This is a genomic window from Flavobacterium ajazii, assembly GCF_010614725.1.
GTDB lineage: Bacteria > Bacteroidota > Bacteroidia > Flavobacteriales > Flavobacteriaceae > Flavobacterium > Flavobacterium ajazii.
This window is the reverse complement of the sequence record NZ_JAAEHL010000014.1, coordinates 15805-34882: the sequence shown is the minus strand read 5'-3', so window position 1 is coordinate 34882 and position 19078 is coordinate 15805. Positions and strand designations below refer to the sequence as shown.

Here is a 19078-nt window from a genome sequence, read left to right as displayed (position 1 = left end):
TAAAGTAGCCACGAATTATTTCTTTTTTACTGAATTGTAATAAGAGATAACTCGTGGCTATTTTTTCTTAATCATTTAATTGCTAAGCAACTAAACATCTTTCTTCAAAAGGAACTCCATCTTCATCTATAGCAACTAAAATCTTTTTTTGTTTAGACGCTTCAACTGTAAGATACAACCATGCTACTGACCACAAACCTAATGTTAAACAAAAAATTATAAAATTAAACCCGTGATCTACAGCTTTTCCTCCTTTTGAAAGCACCGCAAAAAGCATTTTGTCATTGCGTTCTTCAAGTACAAATCCATTATGAACCTTCTTAGAGATCATATTAGAGAATACTTGCAGACTTTCTTCCCGGCTGGATTGATTGTTTTTCATAAATTATTAAATTAAAATTAATCTTACTTAATTCTTTTAACAAAATTACACAAACTCAATACTGCTAACAATACCCACTTTTAGTGATTTACAAACGATTTTTCAATATAAAAGAGAATTCATTGTTAATTTGAGAAGATAAAGGTAGTTTTTATCTTATAAACTACAAATAAAACAACTGTTAAAATTAAACATAAAAACATACAAATCAATAAATTATGATTTTTTATTAATTTTCAATTTAAAAAAAGAAGGCTAAATTATAATCCTAAAGAACAACCTTCTTAAATTTTTATTCCGATTTTTTTGAAAAGATTGCCTATGACCTGATTGATATCAGGAGAAATCTCAAACTTATAATTAAGGTACAAGTATAAAATAGTCACCAAAACTGATTTTAAAGCAATTCCAATTAAAGGGTAAACCGGAAACTCCCAAAAATAAAAACCAAGAAATAAAACAGTTGTAACTGCCAGTGAATACAGATTCTGCTTTGTAAATGGATAAAGATGAAGTTTTTTAACAACGAAAAGTAATTTTGCCAGACTATAAAAAGTTATTGACAACAAAGTAGCAAAGGCCGATCCCATAATTCCGTAAAGCGGAATAAAAATAACATTTAAAATAAAAGTCAGAACAACTAAACCTAGTCCTAAAAATAAAACCATTCGGTAATATTTTGTATTAAAGATAATCGCATTATTATTTCCCAGAATCAAATCAAAATATTTAGACAGTCCAATCATAAAAACGACCGGAATTCCGCCTCTGTACTCAGCTGGAACGATTTCATAAAGCTGATTAATATTTACAAAAATGCATAACATCACAAAGCCTCCCACAATTTGCAGGTTTATAGATGTTTTTTTATATAAAATGTTTAATTCGTCGTGTTTATTTTCGTGCATCAGTTTAGCTGTAATCGGATACACAATTTGATGCATGGCACGGCTTGGAACTGAAATAACCAATGCAATATATGTGGCTACAGAATAATAGGCAATATTCTTGATTTCCATGTATTGATTCAACATCAATTTGTCACCGTCTAATAGCAAGTTGGCTACACTTCCTGATAAAATAATGTAAAAGGTATACTCCATTACACTTTTTACATTTCCAGGAATACTAATCTGAAAATTAGGTCTTTTGATATAAAATGCATAAAACATTGTCACTAAAAAAGCAACAAAATAGATTATTGCAGTCAGATATACGAACTGAATCAGGGACATCCATTTAAAATACAATCCAATTAATGCAAAACTGGAGAATAGTCTCAAACCTACTTCTTTAATAAAATTACCAAAAACTGAGTGCATATGAACTCTTGCCCAGGCATAAAAAATTTCAAAATACGCCATACAAATTCCAATAAACGGAATTAAAAGCATAAATTCTTTAACTACCGGATTTTCTTTAGAAACGAATTCTGTTATGTCATCAAAGAAAAAGATTCCTATAATTCCCAAAGGGATGCACATCAATATTGGAAATAAGGCTGTAAACGATAAAAATTGTTCTCTTTCCTCTTCTGTTTCATATTGTGAATAAAACTTGACCAGAGTATTTTGCATCCCGATAGCAAACAGAGGCATGATAACATTTGCTGCAGAAAGAATATAATTAGTTAATGCATAATATGTTGCACCTAAATAAATAGGATACAAATAAAGCGTATTAATGGCTCCAATACCGAAACCTATATATGTAATTATTGTATTCTTGAAAGACTGATTTAAGACAATACCCATGTTTGAGTTTAAATTGTAGAATTTTAGGTTATTATGGCTTTAAAAACTTATCCCTTAACTAATTGGGCTAATTGTTTGGTCAGGTTTTTTCTTGAATATTGCTGTAAACCAACTCCGTGAGCCTGTAAATTTCCAGCCAAAAACTGATTATAAAAGTCCAAAATTACACTTTTTAATTTCGCTTTTTCAGAATAATCAAAAAATACTCCTGTATTTGTTTCTTTTATAATATCCGCAAAGTCAGAACCTTGAGGACCAATTGCAATTATTGGACGGTTTGATACCATATATTCAAATAATTTCCCCGGAATAATGCTTTTTGTGTCTTCAGAATTAATTTCGATTAAAAGCAAAACCTGAGATCTTTTTTGATGCGCAATTGCCTCATTATGCGAAACATAACCCAGAAGATTCAAATAATCATTTAATTTAAACTCTGCAATTGAATCAAGTACTTCCTGGCTTACTGCACCAATTAATTTAATTTCTAAATGTGATTTAAAATCAGGGATTTCATTTAATAATTCAACCAGACATTCCCATAAAAACTTTGGATTCCGGTCTGACAAAAAGGAACCGATATGAGCAAGTGTAAATTTGGTATCCAGAACTTGCTTCTCTACATTTTCAATATCATAACCATTTGTAATAACTGAAATAGGTTTATTGGTTATCGCCTGAAATTCTGCTTTAGTAGTTTTACTGGTTACAATTATTTCGTCTGCCGAATTAAGTACTTTATGTTCTAATTTTTTATGCTTTTTTTCAGCGTAAGAAGACAAACGAAGCGCTTTATGATAACCAATCGTTGTCCATGGGTCACGGAAATCGGCAAACCATTTCACTTTCAGTTTCTGCTGTAATTCTAAACCAATCAAGTGAAGACTGTGTGGCGGACCGGAAGTCACAATAGTATCAATATTGTTCTCCTTAATATACTCCTCAAGAAAAGCCACAGAAGGTTTAACCCAAAAAACACGTGCATCAGGGATAAAAAGATTACCACGAATCCAAAGAAAAGTTTTATCTAAAAAAGTCTGTTTTTTCTTTTGCGGAAAAATCCCTGAACTGATTTTTTTAGTTTTATTTTTTGAAAAAACAGAAGCCAATTGATAGGGCTCCCAAATCTTATTTTTAAGAACAATAACTTTATCTGAAATTTCGCTTACCAAACCTTCGTCTACAATTGGATAAGTTGGGTTTTCCGGAACATAAACAATTGGCTGTACATCAAATTCGGGCAGATATTTTACAAATTTTAGCCAGCGCTGTACTCCTGGGCCTCCAGCTGGCGGGAAGTAATAGGTAATTATTAAAAGCTTCTTTGGTTCCATATTCAACAGAGATTCACAAAGTCTACACAAAGTTTTTAAATTATTTTTGGGCATCTCCGTGATTTCTTTGCGAATCTTTGCGAAAGAATTTTTCAAAATAAATCCCTCCAATTAAAAGTAGCAACATTCCAATTGAACTTGCTAGTGTAATTGTACTTCCGGTTTTGATTACCTGAGGTTCAAACTTGAATTCAATTGTATGTTTCCCTCCAGGAATTTCCATTCCTCTTAGAACATAATCCACCGGAAAGTGATCTGTCAATTTACCATCAATGTAAGCATTCCAGCCATTTTTATAATAAATTTCAGAGAAAACAGCCAAACCTTCTTTTCCGTTATCCGATTGATATTTTATGTAGTTTGGTTTGTACTGTACCACTTTTATGGTCCCAATTGTATCCCATTGTTTTTTTAAACGGGCACTTTTAAATTTACCTTCGTGCTCATGCACATTGAAAACAGCTACTTTTTTGGTATCAACATAGTCTAAAGCTTTCATTACATCATCTGCTTTATTTACCAGTTTTACTGTATTCACAAACCAGGCGTTTCCGTTTGCATCAGGATTTATTGTTGGAATTGCTCTTCCCTCTTTATCAGTCTGAATCACATACTTAACATTTAACATATTAAGCACTTCCAGATTCATTTTTTTTGCTTTATTAGCAATCTGATAATCAAACAACTGTTGAATCCTCCTTGGTTTTGCTGCATGATAACCGCCAATAGAATGATGAAAATAAGAAGCTCTTGCACTTGACATATTTCCATCCATTTCAAAAACTCTGTAATGTGTAGTATCTTTTAAAATCTCTGTATCTGAAGGAGTCTCCTGAAACGGAGCAGCTATTTCCGCAGGACTTACAAAATCTTTTGCAGAAACGTATTTTTTATCTACAAAAAACAAATCAAAAATCATCAAAAGCCCTACTATGATTAAAGCAGTATTTTGAGACAGTTTGTTTTTGACAAATAACCATAAAATTATAAAAGTTATCACAATGAAAAAACCTGAACGTAACAAATCAGCCAGGTACAATGCCATTCTGTCTTCTTTCAATGCGTCAACAAAACCAGGACCGTAATTTTCTAAATAATAACTATCACTGCTTCCTGTAAAGTGGAAAAATCCTTTAGCAATTAGTAAAATTAAAATTACCCCCAAGCCAAAAACACCTGTTTGTATCAGAGCTTTTTGCTGTAATTTTGGTTCTTCTTTTGCCTTAAAAAATGATTGAACTCCCATAACGGCTAAAACAGGGAAACATAGTTCAAGAATAACCTGAATTGAAGAGACTGCCCTGAATTTATCATACATCGGAACATAATCAATAAAGAAGTCTGTCAGAAGAGAAAAATTCTTACCCCAGGAAAGCACCAATGAAAACAATGCTCCTCCAAGAAATACATATTTTATTTTTCTGTCGTCAATAAACAATGCCAAAACTCCTAAAAAGAAAACCACAACCCCAATGTAAGCAGGAGCAGCTACAATAGGCTGGTCTCCCCAATATGTAGGCATTCCTGACACGAAATCCTGTGCCTGTGTAGAAGGCACACCTTGCTCAGTCATGAATGAATACATACGGCTGTCAGTACCTACATTTTCATGATTTGAACCTCCAAAAAGCCTTGGTGCAATAAGATTAAAGCTTTCTGCAATTCCATAACTGTATTCTGTAATATATTCGCGACTTAAGGCATTTTCATTGGTCTTTTTAGACCCGTCCGGATTAAAAGTCAGTTCACTGTTACTTCTAGTACTGAATTTAGCATATTCGCTGGTGGCCATTAAATTAGTAGCATTTGCACCAATGGCAAAAATTCCGGCAACAATCAAAACCCCTACAGCAATTCCTAATTCTTTAAATTGTTTTTCTTTAATAAAATTAAAAACAAAATATCCTGAAAGAATTAATACGAAAATCAACAGGTAATAAGTCATTTGAAAGTGGTTCGCATTAACTTCCAAAGCAACTGCAAACATGGTGAGAAGTCCCCCAAAGATGTATTTTTTCTGAAAGACGAGTATAATACCAGCAATAACCAACGGCATATAAGCAATTGCATGTGCTTTTGCATTATGACCAACTCCTAAAATAATGATTAAATAAGTTGAAAAACCAAATGCGATGGCTCCAATAAAAGCTTTTAACGGATCTGTTTTCAAAACTAATAACAACCCGTAAAAGCCTAAGAAATATAAAAACAGATAATCTGCAGGACGAGGCAGAAAACGTAAAACATCATCAATTTTACCTACAAAATCGTATGGATAGTTTGCTCCCAGCTGATAAGTCGGCATTCCTCCAAAAGCAGAATTTGTCCAATAAGGTTCAGTGTGTTCGGCAGCCCTAAAATCATTTTGCTCTTTTGCCATTCCGGTATACTGAGCAATATCAGACTGAAAGATTTGTTTTCCCTGCAGAACAGGATAAAAATAAATTAATGAAACGAGAATAAAGCCCAGAATTACAAGGGCATGCGGATAGAATTTATTTACTATTTTCAATTTTGGGCGGTTTGGTTAAATGATGAATCCCGAATATTCAGGATACAAATCTAATCTATTTCTTCGTAATCAACATACTCCCCCACTTTTTTGGTTTCGCGGGATTTTTTAGCATTAGCAGTATCAATAATTATTTCGTCTTTATTAGTGTTCGTGTTCTGCCAGGCATTACCCTGATTATATTGATTGTATTGCTGCTGCTGTCTCTGAAAATTTTCTCCTGCTTTTTCCACCGCTTTTTTCACCAGTACAGGCAAAAATATTTTAGCTAAAAATTTAAAAATATAATAAAACGCAATAATCCACATTATCGTTTTAAACAAATTTGTAAAAGATGCTTCTTGCATGATCATATAATTTTTTTTCAAAATTAGTAAATCCGCTGTTTAAAATTAAAATATCAATCTTAAATAAATAATAAAATATAGTACATTTGAAATGCGTTATAGCTTTTTAATTAATAAAATACTCTATGTTAAAAATTAAAAACTTTCTGATAGCTTGTCTATTTATATTTCCACAATATTTTTTTGCTCAACACACTGATATTATAAATTCTAACCGTCCTGGCGAGACTATGTCGGCGTTCTCTGTTGGAAAATCAGTAATTCAGGCTGAAATTGGTTTTTATGGTATAACTGAAAAGCATGATACACAAAATTATGAAGCTGCCGGTTTTGGCACGGATTTTACACTTCGTGGGGGGCTTTTTATGGAGCAACTTGAATTTATTGCTGACATTCAATATCAAAATGAAAAATTTACAACACCGGCAACAACTTTCAAGAAAAGTAATTTTAGACAAACCATTTTAGGTGCCAAATATCTTATTTACGATCCTTTTAAAAACAATAAAAGAGACGTTAATATTTACAGTTACAGTGCCAATAGAAAATTTAGATGGCACCAATTAATTCCTGCAGTTTCTATTTTTGCAGGTGCTAATTTCGTTTTTAAGGACAATCCGTACGCTTATAATTCAAACAACCTGCGTTTTTATTCTACAAAGTTTAATATCGCTCCAAAATTAATGCTGATTACGCAAAATCATTTTGGAGACGGCAGATGGGTATTAGTATCCAATATTATTGCAGATTACGTTGGTACCGATTATTCGGGATATGGTTATGCTGTAACCCTAACAAGAGGCATTAACAACAGATGGTCCGGTTTTATTGAAAACCAGGGATATAAAAGTGATTTATACAGCGACCTTACTTTCAGGGGCGGGGCAGCTTATTTCTTTGCCCGAAATGTTCAAATAGATGCTTCAATCAGTAAAAATTTAAAAAACACTCCTTCTATCCTTTATGGCGGAATTGGTTTATCAGTACGTTATGATGGCAAACACAAAGATGAGTTCACACGGGTAGGAAAAAAAGCAAAAAAACCAAAAGACAAAAAGTCTAAAAAAGACCAAAAACTGGAAGAAGAAAAAGAAAAAACAGAAGAAGTTGATTATCAGGAAAAAGAACGAAAAAGAAAAGCAAAATATGAATAAGCTTTTATTTATTAAATGAAATCGAACTGATTATCTGCAAAATATTAAAACAAAAAAAGAGTTTAATGATTACAATTAAAGAAGCCAAAACAAAAAAAGAATTAACGGAATATATTAAATTCCCTTTTTCTTTATATAAAGATAATCCATACTGGGTTCCTCCTATTATTTCAGATGAACTGGAGTCATTTGATAAAACAAAAAATCCGGCTTTTGAAAATGCTGAAGCTTATTTCTATCTGGCATATAAAAATAATGAAATTGTCGGACGAATTACGGCTATTATCAACTGGGGAGAAGTAAACAACCAACATAAAAGAAAAGTTCGTTTTGGCTGGTTTGATGTTATTGATGATATTGAAGTAACCAAAGCTTTACTGGAAAAAGTTCATCAATTAGGAAAACAGAACAACCTCGATCACATAGAAGGTCCTATGGGATTTTCAAATTTAGATAAAGTTGGTGTTTTAACCGAAGGTTTTGACCAAATCGGAACTATGATCACCTGGTACAATCATGCCTACTATGTTGACCATTTTGAAAAGTTAGGCTTTCAGGTAGAAAAACAATTTATTGAAAGTATTTTTCCATTTTCAAATGTAAAACCAGAGCTTTTTACAAAAGCGCAGGAACTCATCAAAAAAAGATACGGCCTAAAAGCCTTAACCTTTACCAAAACAAAAGACATAATGCCGTATGTCGACGAAATGTTTGATTTATTTAACGAATCGTACGAAAAACTGGCTTCCTTTGTTGCAGTTTCAGAGGTTCAGAAGGAATATTTTAAAAAGAAATACATCGGTTTTATCAATCCTGAATATATAAAATTTGTCGTGGATAAAGATGATAAATTAGTTGCTTTCAGTATCGTGATGCCTAGTTTTACAGAAGCTTTACAAAAAGCAAAAGGAAAACTCTTCCCATTTGGATTCCTTCATTTATTACGAGCAAGAAAGTACAGCAAAGATGTTGTTTTTTACCTTATTGGAATTCGTCCTGAATACCAAAACAAAGGAGTTACAGCTATAATTTTTGATGAATATTACAAAACATTTTCTAAAAAAGGAATCCAGACCTGTATCAGAACACCTGAATTACTTGAAAATAATGCAATTCACCTTTTATGGAAGAATTTTGACCCGATAATTCATTGTCAGAGAAAAACATATCGCAAGGAATTATCTCAATAGGCATAAGGATTTCAATATCCAAAAACATATAAAAATAAAAGGTCGGAATATTTGAATATTCCGACCTTTTATTTTTTACTGAAAGAATTATTTTTTCCTTTTCTGAGCTTCTTTTTTAGCTGCTTCCTGCTGTTCCATTACTTCCTGAAGGCGTTGCTGGAATTTACTTGGCTTTTTAGGCTCTCTCTGCTTATTCTCCTGGATCTGAGCGTGAATTTTATCACTGTCAACGATGTAGTTTTTAATCACAAACATAATTCCGATTGTAATTAAGTTTGAAATAAAGTTGTATAAACTCAATCCTGCTCCGTAACTGTTGAAGAAAATTAACATCATCAACGGTGATACGTAGATCATGATCTTCATCATTTTTGCCATATCCGGCATACCTTCTTGTTGAGGAGCTGCCATCTGCTGATCTCCCGAAGTCATTTTCATATAAAAGAAAATAGCAATTGCTGCCAAAATCGGAAACAAACTAATATGATCACCATACAATGGAATATGGAATGGTAATTTTACAACAGAATCAAAAGAAGACAAATCATCTGCCCAAAGGAAACCTTTTTGTCTTAACTCAAAAGCTGCAGGGAAAAACTGGAATGAAGCATACATAAATGGAAGCTGAATCAATGCCGGAATACATCCAGCCATTGGGTTTACTCCTGCTTTGTTGTACAGTTTCATTGTTTCCTGCTGTTTTTTCATTGGGTCTTTTTTGTATTTTTCTCCCAATTCTGTAATATCAGGTCTTAAAACTTTCATTTTGGCCTGAGACAGGAATGATTTATATGTAATTGGCGACATAGCCAATTTAATAATAATCGTAAAGATAATGATTGCAATTCCTAATGACAATCCAATTGTTGAACTTAAGAATCCAAACAGCGGAACGAATATCAACTTATTAATCCAACCGAAGATTCCCCAACCTAATGGAATAATTTTCTGGAAGTTTTTGTCATACGATTTCAACACTTTATAATCTGCCGGTCCAAAATACCATTGCATTTTATAATCAATTTCACCATTAGAAAACGCTAAAGGAATATTTGCTTTAAATTGTTTTGTAAAAACAGTATCAATTTTCTCATCATTAACCAAATTAGTCGATTCTAATTTAGTCGTTGCAAACGGCTTTTCTGTAACCAAAATAGAAGTAAAGAAATGCTGTTTATAGGCTATAAAACTCACCTTATCGGCTGTTTCTTCTTCATGTTTCCCTAAACCTGCATAATTGATTTTACCATCTTCATGCTCATAATAAATTTCCGCATAACGGTTTTCATAAGAAACACTTTTTTCGTTTCTGTACGTTTTTAAATCCCATTGTAAATCCAACGGTTTTGCTGAATTTAAAACACGGTTTAATCCCTGAGAACGAATATCAAATCCTACTAAATAGTCATTTGCTTTTAATACATATTTATATTCTAAGAATTCATTAGCCCCGGCTTTCAGACGCATAGTCAAAATCTGATCTGCTCCGGTTTTAGTTAAAGCAGGCTCAAAAAATAAATCTTTCGAATTCAAAGTTCTGTTATCAGTAGTCAATAACTGAATATTCAGGTTCGAATTATTATTCTTAATTAGCTCTACTAATTGTTTTGACCCTTTTTGAAATTTTTCAAATCCTTTTAAAGTAGCTTCAACAATATAACCTCCTTTATTGGCAATCGTTAATTTTAATTTTTCATTTTCGATTGTAGTAAAAACTTCTTTTGCAGAAGGAAGTGTTGCAGAATAAGCAAATCCTCCTAAAGTTTTTTGCAATTGAGCCAATTGAACTGTATCTCCAGGAGTTACAGCAACAGTTGGTAATGAAGCCGTTTTGGCTTTATCTGCTTTGGCCTGAGCTTCTTGTTTAGCTACCAATTCTTTCTTGGCTTTTTCAGCAGCAATTTCTTTTTCAGAAGGCTGATTTTGATACATAATCCAAATCAAAATTCCGAATATCAATACAAAACCAATGATTGAATTAAGGTCTAATTTTTTTTCTTCCATTATTTATTTAAAAAAGTTATTCGTTAGAAGTTATTAGTTATGTGTTTCTTTCAAAAGTTACAACCTCTTAGAATATAATTATTATTTTTTATGTGCATTTACAGCAGCTGCAACGAAATTCACAAAAATAGGATGTGGGTTTGCAACCGTACTTTTGTATTCAGGGTGGTATTGTACACCAATAAAGAACGGGTGATTCTCTAACTCTACAATCTCCACCAAGCCTGTATCAGGATTAACTCCGGAAGCTTTCAATCCTGCTTTCTGCAATTCATCAACGTATTTATTATTAAATTCATAACGATGACGGTGACGCTCTGAAATTGTTGTCTTACCATAAATTTTATAAGCTAAAGTATCCGGCTTAATATCACATTTCCATGCACCTAAACGCATCGTTCCTCCTTTATCAGTTACATTTTTTTGCTCTTCCATTAAATTTACAACCGGATGAGACGTTTTGTCGTTCATCTCTGTAGAATTCGCTTCAGCGTAACCTAAAATATTTCTGGAATATTCGATAACAGACATCTGCATTCCTAAACAAATTCCAAAGAAAGGAATATTATTTTCACGTACAAAACGAACTGCTTCAATTTTTCCTTCAATACCTCTTTCTCCAAAACCAGGAGCAACTAAAACTCCATCAAGAGTTCCTAATTTTTCTTCAACATTATCAGCATTGATATGCTCTGAGTGAATAGAAATTACATTTACTTTAGTTTCATTTGCAGCGCCTGCGTGAATAAACGCCTCTAAAATAGATTTGTAACAATCCTGCATTTCTACATATTTCCCAACCAAACCAATGTTTACAGTATGTTTTGGGCTTTTTAATCTTTTTAAGAAAGTATTCCAGTTTTTAAGATCCGGAGATGCTTTCTTAGGTAAATCTAATTTCTTTAAAGCCACAACATCTAATCCTTCTTCAAGCATTAAATTTGGAACTTCATATATAGTAGAAGCGTCAATTGATTGGATAACAGCTTCTTTTTTCACATTACAAAACAAAGCTAATTTTTGACGCAATTCCTGAGACAATTCGTGTTCAGTTCTACAAACCAGAATATCAGCTTTAATACCACTCTCCATTAATGTTTTAACAGAGTGTTGTGTTGGTTTTGTTTTTAATTCACCTGCAGCAGCCAAAAATGGAACTAATGTCAAGTGAATAACAATTCCGTTATTTTCTCCTAACTCCCAAACCAACTGACGAACAGATTCTATATAAGGTAAAGATTCGATATCACCAACCGTACCTCCAATTTCAGTAATTACAATATCGTAATCACCAGATTTTCCAAGTATTTGTATTCTGTCTTTGATTTCATTTGTGATATGAGGAACAACCTGAACCGTTTTTCCCAAAAATTCTCCTCTTCTTTCTTTTTCAATAACTGAAAGATAAACTCTTCCTGTAGTTACGTTATTAGCCTGCGAAGTAGGAACATTCAGGAAACGCTCGTAGTGCCCTAAGTCCAAGTCAGTTTCAGCTCCATCATCTGTTACATAACATTCTCCGTGCTCATACGGGTTTAATGTCCCAGGGTCAACGTTAATGTACGGATCAAATTTCTGAATAGTAGTACGGTATCCTCTTCCTTGTAACAATTTCGCCAAAGATGCCGCAATAATTCCTTTTCCTAATGAAGAGGTCACACCTCCTGTAACAAAAATATATTTTGTTTGATTCATTCTGTAGTTATTTGTAAGTAGTTGTGTAAAAAACTTGGCAAAAGTACAAATTTAATTAGACAATTTGAATATTAGACTTCTTAGATTTTTAGAATTTTAGATTACTGGATTTTTTTGTTTTTCAAATTAAAAAGAAACTTTAAGTTGTATTAAAATATCCTCATGCTTTACTCCATTTCAAACTATTATAATGAAAGTTTAATCTAATATTCTAAAAATCCAACAATCTAAAATTCTAAGACAACGGTTTCGGATATTGCTTTTTAATATTCCGGATTAAATCTTCCAGACCATTCAGTTTTAATTCATAAATAAGCTGAAGCTGCTGTCCTAATTCTCCCTTTGGAAATCCTTTATTATGATACCATACCACATAATATTCTGGCAAATCTATCAGGTATCTGCCTTCGTATTTCCCAAAGGGCATTTTAGTATGAGCTAGTTTTATGAGTTGTTTTTTTTCTTGTTCCATTTTTTAGACGAAAAAAGAAGCAAGAAAAAGAATATCGATTCATCCTCTTTCTTGCTTCTTTAAATTCTGTAATTGTGTTTTATTTCCAGTTAAAAGTAACTCTTTTTTCAATATCCGGATGAAGACTCAAAAATACCGGACATGTCATTGCGGCACGTTCTAAGATTGTTTTGCTTTTTTCATCGGCATTGCTTATCAATTCAAAAACAACTTCGATGGCACCGATTCTTCTTGGTTCAGCGTTCATAATTTTAGTTACCTCAGCAGTCGAATCAACTAAGTTTACGTTCAAATCACGAGCCTTAATTCCCATAATAGTAAACATACAGCTTGCTAAAGCATTTGCTACTGTATCTGTCGGAGAAAATGCTTCTCCTTTTCCATTGTTATCTAATGGTGCATCAGAAATGATTTCACTCCCTGATTGCACATGTATTGATTTTGTTCTTAAATCGCCTAAATAGGTTACTTTTGATGTCATTAATTTGCTACTTTTAAAGTTAAATCTGAATCATAATATAAAATGTAAACACCTTTGTTTGCGTGTCCGCCATCTTCTTTTTTATAATATTGAAATTTATTATCAACTTGCTCTGTTGTCATTAAATCTGCTGTTTCCTGATATGTTTTTCCCTGAACTAAACGCATCATAGTATCAAAGGTTACATCAAAACCACGGGTTGCATAAGTATTTGGATTTACTTTATTCTTCAGTTTGTATTCTTTTTCAAAAATCAACACTTTTGCTTCATCGCTTTCACGTGTAACAGACGGGTACATCAATTTTAATTTTACCAAATTTTCAAAACTAATTTCGTCAGTATCCAGAGTACTGTTTGGCTCCAGAATTACCAACTGTACCTGACATGTTTTCTGCGCATCAATCAAAGCTTTAATTGTATATTTTACCATCGCAGTATTAGCAGTTTCCATTACTACATAATTCATTCTGTTTGGTAGCAATAAACTTTTTAAACTGGCAGCATCTAAAGCTCCGGTTTCCGTTAACGAAGCAAAAACAACTCCTTTTTGATTTTGCTTGATATAATTGATAACAGACTCTTTTTTCTTGTCGACAACTGCTACAATATTACCGTTTTTAGAACGCATATAATCAAAAACCGTATTTCTGACTACGTCATTTGTTGGTATTGATTGGTACAAGTTATCAATCGGATTAGCAGAATCTTTTGATAATGGCGAAATTACAGGTATACCATGCAAACGTAGTGTATTAGCTGTTGTCTCCGCATTTGTTTGATAAAATGGTCCTATAATTGCATTAGCATCCTGCAATTTATTTTGCGTAATCAGACTCGGAATGTTTGAAGTACTTTTTGTCTCTTGTGAATCATAAATCGAAATATCGATTGGCAGTTTTAATGTTTTTGCCGAATCAATAGCCATCATTGCTCCTGAGTAAAAATCCAGGGTCATACTCAAAAATTTATCTGTTTTTACACGATTAGCAAAACCTACTGTATCATTCTGCATTTTTGCGATATTAAAAGGCAATAACAAAACCAGCTTTTTACGTCCGTTCTGTCCACGTTTTTTACTTAATTCAACCACTTCCGGATCAGCAGAAACAGTTTCTGATTTTACTTTTTCCAGAATTTGAATTCCTCCTTTATTCTCTGTCGGCTTTTCAGTTTGTTTTGGTTCTTCTTTTACGATAATTGGCACAGGAGCTACATAACCAGACGGAACTTTCAAAACCATCCCTTCTTTTACACCTTCAGAAAGTGTCGGATTTAATTCTGTTAATTCTTCCTGAGTAAGATGAAATGTTCTGCCTAAACTATAGAATGTCTCTTTTGGTTTTACCTGATACTCCATGTAAGTTGTTACTTTTTTTAAAGTTTCAACAGGCTTTTTAGATTCTGTTTTAGTAACATTTGCAACTGAATCTGTACTTTCTGTTTTTGGAGCTGTTCCTTTTATCGTCAATCTATATCCAACAGGTAAATTCGAAACAATTTCCGGATTACGTTTTTCTAACTCCTCAACCGTCATATTATACTGTTTGGCAATACCAAATTTAGTTTCTTTTGGCTGAACATCATGATAAACATATTTTTCAGATCCTTTTTCTTTCACTTTTTTGTCAGTTGGTGAAGCACTTTTTGAAGCAGAACCTTTTGCAGGAATAACCAGTTTCTGCCCAATCTGAACACCGGTCTTTTCTAAAAATGGATTCGCAGCTTTTAAATCTTCTTCAGAAACACTATATTTTTTTCCGATACTGTAAAATGTTTCTTTTGGCTGTACTTCATGAATCACTTCTTTAGTATTTCCTGCCTTTTTAGCTGTAGTTTCCTCTTTTTTAGCAGATGCCGTTTTACCGTTATTATTAGGAATTAATAAAACGGTATTCGGTTTTAAAGAGGTTCTCGCATCCGGATTTAACTGGTAAATATCATAAGGTGTAACCTTAAATTTTTGGGCAATCTGATTGATTGTTTCTCCATTCGAAACAGTGTATTTAACCACTTTTTCCTGAGAGAAAGCAGAACATGTTATAAAAAAAACAAAAGAAAATGCGGTGAAAAAATATTTCATAATAGATATTAAAAACAATTATTCTTTAATGCGAACAAGATACTAATTTCTGCTTAAAACAAAAATCAGTCCGAAAGTTAATTCTTTACTAATTATTACCTCAGATCGATTTCTGCCTTAGCAATAATGATGTTTTTATATAACTCATTTTCTTCCTTTTTCTTGCATTGGTACAAAACTTCTTCCATGTTATTATACTTATCTGAATAAACATAATAAGAAAGACTGTTGATATTAAAAAAGAAGCTGGCATTAAAATCACCCGAATCAATCAGTTTCATAATCAATTGGTCTCTTGGTGCTGATTCTGTAAATGTACCTAAAACCAGATAATACCCATTTGGAACTTCTTTAAGATTGTCAAAAACTTCTATTTTTATATTTTTTTCATTCTTAAACGGATTTTCTTTTAGTTCACGTTTCATTTCTTCCAGTGATACTGCTTTTGAAGTTTCTGCAGATCCAGATTTTTTAATTGCTTCATCCTGATATTTTTTCAGCTTCATTAAAGCGAGCTTATCATCAAACTTTCTTGCTTCCATACTGTAATAGGAGGCTTTGCTAATGTGGCGTTTTACCTCAATTTTTTTCTGAATATCTAACGAATCAATTTTTGCAATTAAAAGCTGGTTTTGCGCATCACCCTGCTCCTGTTCAATTTTGTAACGTTTGATTTCTTCTAACGAAAGTCTTTGCTGTATAGAGGTTACATTATTTTTTTTCTCGCCTTCGCGGATTTTTTTCTTGTATTCCTGATTCTCTTCAACCGCAATCTTTTCAACTTTGTTCATCAAATCCGCATAAACTTTTCGATTTTCGGCCAGTTCTTTTTTCAATTGAGAAGACAATTCGCTAGTTTTTCCAATACTTTCATACGATTGTTTCTCCAGACGTTTCGACTCTTCAACATTTAGAACATCCATTCTCTTTAACTCAACCAAATCATTGTTCATCGTATTTACAAGCGAATCCAGTTTTACCATTAAAATATCCTGAACATTTTTATTAGTTTCTAAAACCAGACGTAATTTTTCAACCGAATTTTCCTTTGAACCATTCATGTCGTTCAGATTCACTTTCAAATCATTGATTTTTATAATCTTCTGATTCATTTCTTTCTGAACAGTCAATCTGTCTTTTAAATCTTCTATTTCAACCGTTTTGGCTTTCGTTTTTTCAACTACAACCTGTTTTTCGGCAAGAGCCAGCATTAATTCTTCACTTTCGTTGGTTGGTTTTATTGCTGTTGTATTGATTGCCAGTTTATTCCCTATAATTAATCCGTTTACGATTTCAGGATTTTGAGATTCTAACTGATCTATTGAAATTCCGTATTTTTTAGAAATCGAAAACTTGGTTTCTTTTGGTTCAACCACATGAAAAATAGTTTCCTGATTGATCACGCGAACTTTTCCGTCTAAAGTTTTTCTTTTGTTCGGAATTGAAATGGTCTGCCCAATCTGCAATCCGTTTTGCAATAATTCTTTGTTGAGATTTTCTAAATCCTGAACAGAAACATTGTATTGTCTGGCAATACTAAATAAAGATTCTTTTGCAGCAACCAAATGTGTTGTTTTTGAAGAAGATGAATTCTCTGTTTTAGAAAGACTTAAAACACTTTTCGGAATAATTAATTCCTGTCCAACCTGAAGTCCGTTTGCAAGAATTGGATTTGCATTTTGAATAGCTTCTACTGAAACATTATATTTTTTTGATAATCCGTACAGTGTTTCTTTTTCAGCAACTATGTGAATATTTTGCTGATCCTGATTTATTTTTTGTGAAGAATGAACCGGAATCTTAATAATCTGGTTGTCTTTGATTCCGTTTTGCGATTCGGGGTTGAGTTTGTAAATCTCCTCTACAGAAACCTTATACTTTTGAGCTATAAAATAAGCAGTTTCCCCTTTTTGAATCTTGTGCTCAATAATTGAATCTTGCGCAGCTATTTTGTTAAAAGACAAAATAAACACAAGAGAAATCGTTAAAAATTCTCTCATAAATAGTAGGTTATAAAAAATTAAGGCCTTACAAATGTAAGACCTTAATTTTAAATTATGCTACTATTCCCACTCAATTGTTGCAGGTGGTTTAGAACTAATATCGTAAACTACACGATTCACGCCTTTTACCTTGTTGATAATATCGTTCGATACTTTCATAAGGAAATCGTAAGGTAAGTGAACCCAGTCAGCAGTCATACCATCTGTTGATTCTACCGCTCTAAGCGCTACTACTTTTTCGTAAGTACGCTCGTCTCCCATTACACCAACACTGTTTACCGGAAGCAAAATTGCTCCAGCCTGCCAAACTTTATCGTATAATCCCCAAGATTTTAATCCTTCAATGAAAACTGAATCTACATCTTGTAAAATTCTAACTTTCTCCGGAGTAATATCTCCCAAAATTCTGATTGATAATCCTGGCCCAGGGAAAGGGTGTCTTCCTAATAATTCTGGATCTATTCCTAATGTAGCTCCTACTCTTCGTACTTCATCTTTAAAAAGCATTCTAAGTGGTTCTACAATTTTTAATTTCATATAATCCGGTAATCCACCTACGTTGTGGTGCGATTTAATAGTTGCAGATGGTCCTTTTACCGAAACAGATTCGATTACGTCTGGGTAAATTGTTCCCTGTGCCAACCATTTTACATCTTCTAACAAGTGTGATTCATCATCAAAAACTTCGATGAATACACGACCGATTGTTTTACGTTTTGTTTCAGGATCGCTGATTCCGGCTAATTCGCCAAGGAAACGATCTCCGGCATCTACACCTTTTACGTTTAATCCCATTCCTTTGTATTGATCTAATACGTTTTGGAATTCGTTTTTACGTAAAAGTCCGTTATTTACGAAAATGCAATATAAATTTTGTCCGATTGCTTTATTTAATAAAACAGCCGCTACAGTAGAATCTACTCCTCCAGATAAACCAAGAACCACTTTATCGTTTCCTAGTTTTTCTTTTAATTCTGCTACCATTTCGTCAACGAAAGCATTTGGAGTAAAGTTTTGAGGAACTTCAGCAATTTTTACTAAGAAGTTTTCCAGCATCTTTTTTCCATCAGTTGAGTGGTAAACTTCCGGGTGGTATTGAATTGCATAAGTAGTTTCGCCTTCGATTTTGTAAGCTGCGTATTCTACATCATGTGTACTTGCTAATTTTACAGCATTTGTTGGAAGTGCTTTGATACTATCGCTATGACTCATCCAAACCTGACTGTTTTCTGAAACTCCTTCGAAGAAAGTTTCACCTTCTTTAATATAAGATAGGTTTGCTCTACCATATTCTCTGGTATTAGAAGCTGCTACTTCTCCACCGCTGAAATGCGCTAAATATTGAGCACCATAACAAACAGCAAGCAAAGGCATTTTACCTCTAATTTGCGATAAATCAGGATGTGGTGCATCTTCTCCTCTAACAGAGAAAGGGCTTCCTCCTAAAATTACGGCTTTATAACTTGATAAATCACTTGGAATGTGATTGTAAGGAAAAATTTCGCAGAATATATTTAATTCGCGAACTCTACGCGCAATAAGCTGAGTATATTGCGATCCGAAATCTAAAATAAGTACGTTGTGTTGCATGCGCAAAAATACTTTTTATATTCGAAATTGAAAAATTGATTTTTGATTTTTTTTAATCATGAGATTCCAATATAATAAG

14 protein-coding genes are annotated in these 19078 nt (G+C 32.9%); 2 read left to right on the top strand and 12 right to left on the bottom strand.

From position 1 onward, the window contains the following. Window positions 1-82 precede the first annotated feature (82 nt). The 5 genes from GWR14_RS20830 to GWR14_RS20810 all read right to left on the bottom strand — a co-directional run bounded on the left by GWR14_RS20830 (window position 83) and on the right by GWR14_RS20810 (window position 6329). Window positions 83-382 carry a hypothetical protein gene (locus GWR14_RS20830; RefSeq protein WP_163411077.1) on the bottom strand — a complete coding sequence of 100 codons (300 nt, stop codon included), beginning with the start codon at window positions 380-382 and terminating at the stop codon, window positions 83-85. Between the two features lie 284 nt (window positions 383-666). After that, on the bottom strand, window positions 667-2136 hold the full coding sequence (locus GWR14_RS20825) for an oligosaccharide flippase family protein (RefSeq protein WP_163411076.1): 1470 nt from the start codon (window positions 2134-2136) through the stop codon (window positions 667-669). A gap of 47 nt (window positions 2137-2183) precedes the next feature. After that, entirely contained in the window at window positions 2184-3470 is a 1287-nt protein-coding gene (locus GWR14_RS20820; protein WP_163411075.1) for a glycosyltransferase family 4 protein, read from the bottom strand. A gap of 40 nt (window positions 3471-3510) precedes the next feature. Then, window positions 3511-5982 (bottom strand): YfhO family protein, encoded by a 2472-nt coding sequence (locus GWR14_RS20815; RefSeq protein ID WP_163411074.1) that lies wholly within the window; start codon window positions 5980-5982, stop codon window positions 3511-3513. Between the two features lie 50 nt (window positions 5983-6032). After that, window positions 6033-6329: a DUF4834 family protein gene (locus GWR14_RS20810; protein ID WP_163411073.1), complete on the bottom strand. Its 297-nt coding sequence runs from the start codon at window positions 6327-6329 to the stop codon at window positions 6033-6035. A 125-nt stretch (window positions 6330-6454) separates the two neighbouring features. Between GWR14_RS20810 and GWR14_RS20805 the strand changes: the two genes are divergently transcribed. Beyond that, window positions 6455-7483, top strand: a complete 1029-nt coding sequence (locus tag GWR14_RS20805; RefSeq protein ID WP_163411072.1) for a transporter — start codon at window positions 6455-6457, stop codon at window positions 7481-7483. Between the two features lie 65 nt (window positions 7484-7548). Further along, complete coding sequence (locus tag GWR14_RS20800; RefSeq protein ID WP_163411071.1) at window positions 7549-8673, top strand: GTP cyclohydrolase; 1125 nt, start codon at window positions 7549-7551, stop codon at window positions 8671-8673. Between the two features lie 87 nt (window positions 8674-8760). On the opposite strand, the gene yidC is transcribed toward GWR14_RS20800, so the two are convergent. From yidC to guaA, 7 genes are all read right to left on the bottom strand, one after another. Next, a complete protein-coding gene (gene yidC, locus GWR14_RS20795) occupies window positions 8761-10677 on the bottom strand; it encodes a membrane protein insertase YidC (RefSeq protein ID WP_163411070.1) in 1917 nt (638 codons plus the stop codon). Window positions 10678-10758: 81 nt separating this feature from the next. Further along, on the bottom strand, window positions 10759-12372 hold the full coding sequence (locus GWR14_RS20790; protein ID WP_163411069.1) for a CTP synthase: 1614 nt from the start codon (window positions 12370-12372) through the stop codon (window positions 10759-10761). Between the two features lie 235 nt (window positions 12373-12607). Then, window positions 12608-12844 carry a DUF3820 family protein gene (locus GWR14_RS20785; protein ID WP_163411068.1) on the bottom strand — a complete coding sequence of 79 codons (237 nt, stop codon included), beginning with the start codon at window positions 12842-12844 and terminating at the stop codon, window positions 12608-12610. A 79-nt stretch (window positions 12845-12923) separates the two neighbouring features. Further along, window positions 12924-13325: an OsmC family protein gene (locus GWR14_RS20780; RefSeq protein WP_163411067.1), complete on the bottom strand. Its 402-nt coding sequence runs from the start codon at window positions 13323-13325 to the stop codon at window positions 12924-12926. Beyond that, entirely contained in the window at window positions 13325-15406 is a 2082-nt protein-coding gene (locus GWR14_RS20775) for a PBP1 and LysM peptidoglycan-binding domain-containing protein (protein ID WP_163411066.1), read from the bottom strand. The genes GWR14_RS20780 and GWR14_RS20775 overlap by 1 nt, the downstream gene beginning before the upstream one ends. Before the next feature lie 95 nt (window positions 15407-15501). Next, window positions 15502-17406, bottom strand: a complete 1905-nt coding sequence (locus GWR14_RS20770) for a muramidase family protein (RefSeq protein WP_163411065.1) — start codon at window positions 17404-17406, stop codon at window positions 15502-15504. A gap of 63 nt (window positions 17407-17469) precedes the next feature. Beyond that, window positions 17470-18999 (bottom strand): glutamine-hydrolyzing GMP synthase, encoded by a 1530-nt coding sequence (gene guaA / locus GWR14_RS20765; protein WP_163411064.1) that lies wholly within the window; start codon window positions 18997-18999, stop codon window positions 17470-17472. Window positions 19000-19078: the final 79 nt, after the last annotated feature.

Coding starts and splice junctions, on each gene's coding strand:
- GWR14_RS20830 (WP_163411077.1), bottom strand. CDS start 382: ATGAAAAACAATCAATCCAGCCGGGAAGAAAGTCTGCAAGTATTCTCT.
- GWR14_RS20825 (WP_163411076.1), bottom strand. CDS start 2,136: ATGGGTATTGTCTTAAATCAGTCTTTCAAGAATACAATAATTACATAT.
- GWR14_RS20820 (WP_163411075.1), bottom strand. CDS start 3,470: ATGGAACCAAAGAAGCTTTTAATAATTACCTATTACTTCCCGCCAGCT.
- GWR14_RS20810 (WP_163411073.1), bottom strand. CDS start 6,329: ATGCAAGAAGCATCTTTTACAAATTTGTTTAAAACGATAATGTGGATT.
- GWR14_RS20805 (WP_163411072.1), top strand. CDS start 6,455: ATGTTAAAAATTAAAAACTTTCTGATAGCTTGTCTATTTATATTTCCA.
- GWR14_RS20800 (WP_163411071.1), top strand. CDS start 7,549: ATGATTACAATTAAAGAAGCCAAAACAAAAAAAGAATTAACGGAATAT.
- yidC (WP_163411070.1), bottom strand. CDS start 10,677: ATGGAAGAAAAAAAATTAGACCTTAATTCAATCATTGGTTTTGTATTG.
- GWR14_RS20790 (WP_163411069.1), bottom strand. CDS start 12,372: ATGAATCAAACAAAATATATTTTTGTTACAGGAGGTGTGACCTCTTCA.
- GWR14_RS20785 (WP_163411068.1), bottom strand. CDS start 12,844: ATGGAACAAGAAAAAAAACAACTCATAAAACTAGCTCATACTAAAATG.
- GWR14_RS20780 (WP_163411067.1), bottom strand. CDS start 13,325: ATGACATCAAAAGTAACCTATTTAGGCGATTTAAGAACAAAATCAATA.
- GWR14_RS20775 (WP_163411066.1), bottom strand. CDS start 15,406: ATGAAATATTTTTTCACCGCATTTTCTTTTGTTTTTTTTATAACATGT.
- GWR14_RS20770 (WP_163411065.1), bottom strand. CDS start 17,406: ATGAGAGAATTTTTAACGATTTCTCTTGTGTTTATTTTGTCTTTTAAC.
- guaA (WP_163411064.1), bottom strand. CDS start 18,999: ATGCAACACAACGTACTTATTTTAGATTTCGGATCGCAATATACTCAG.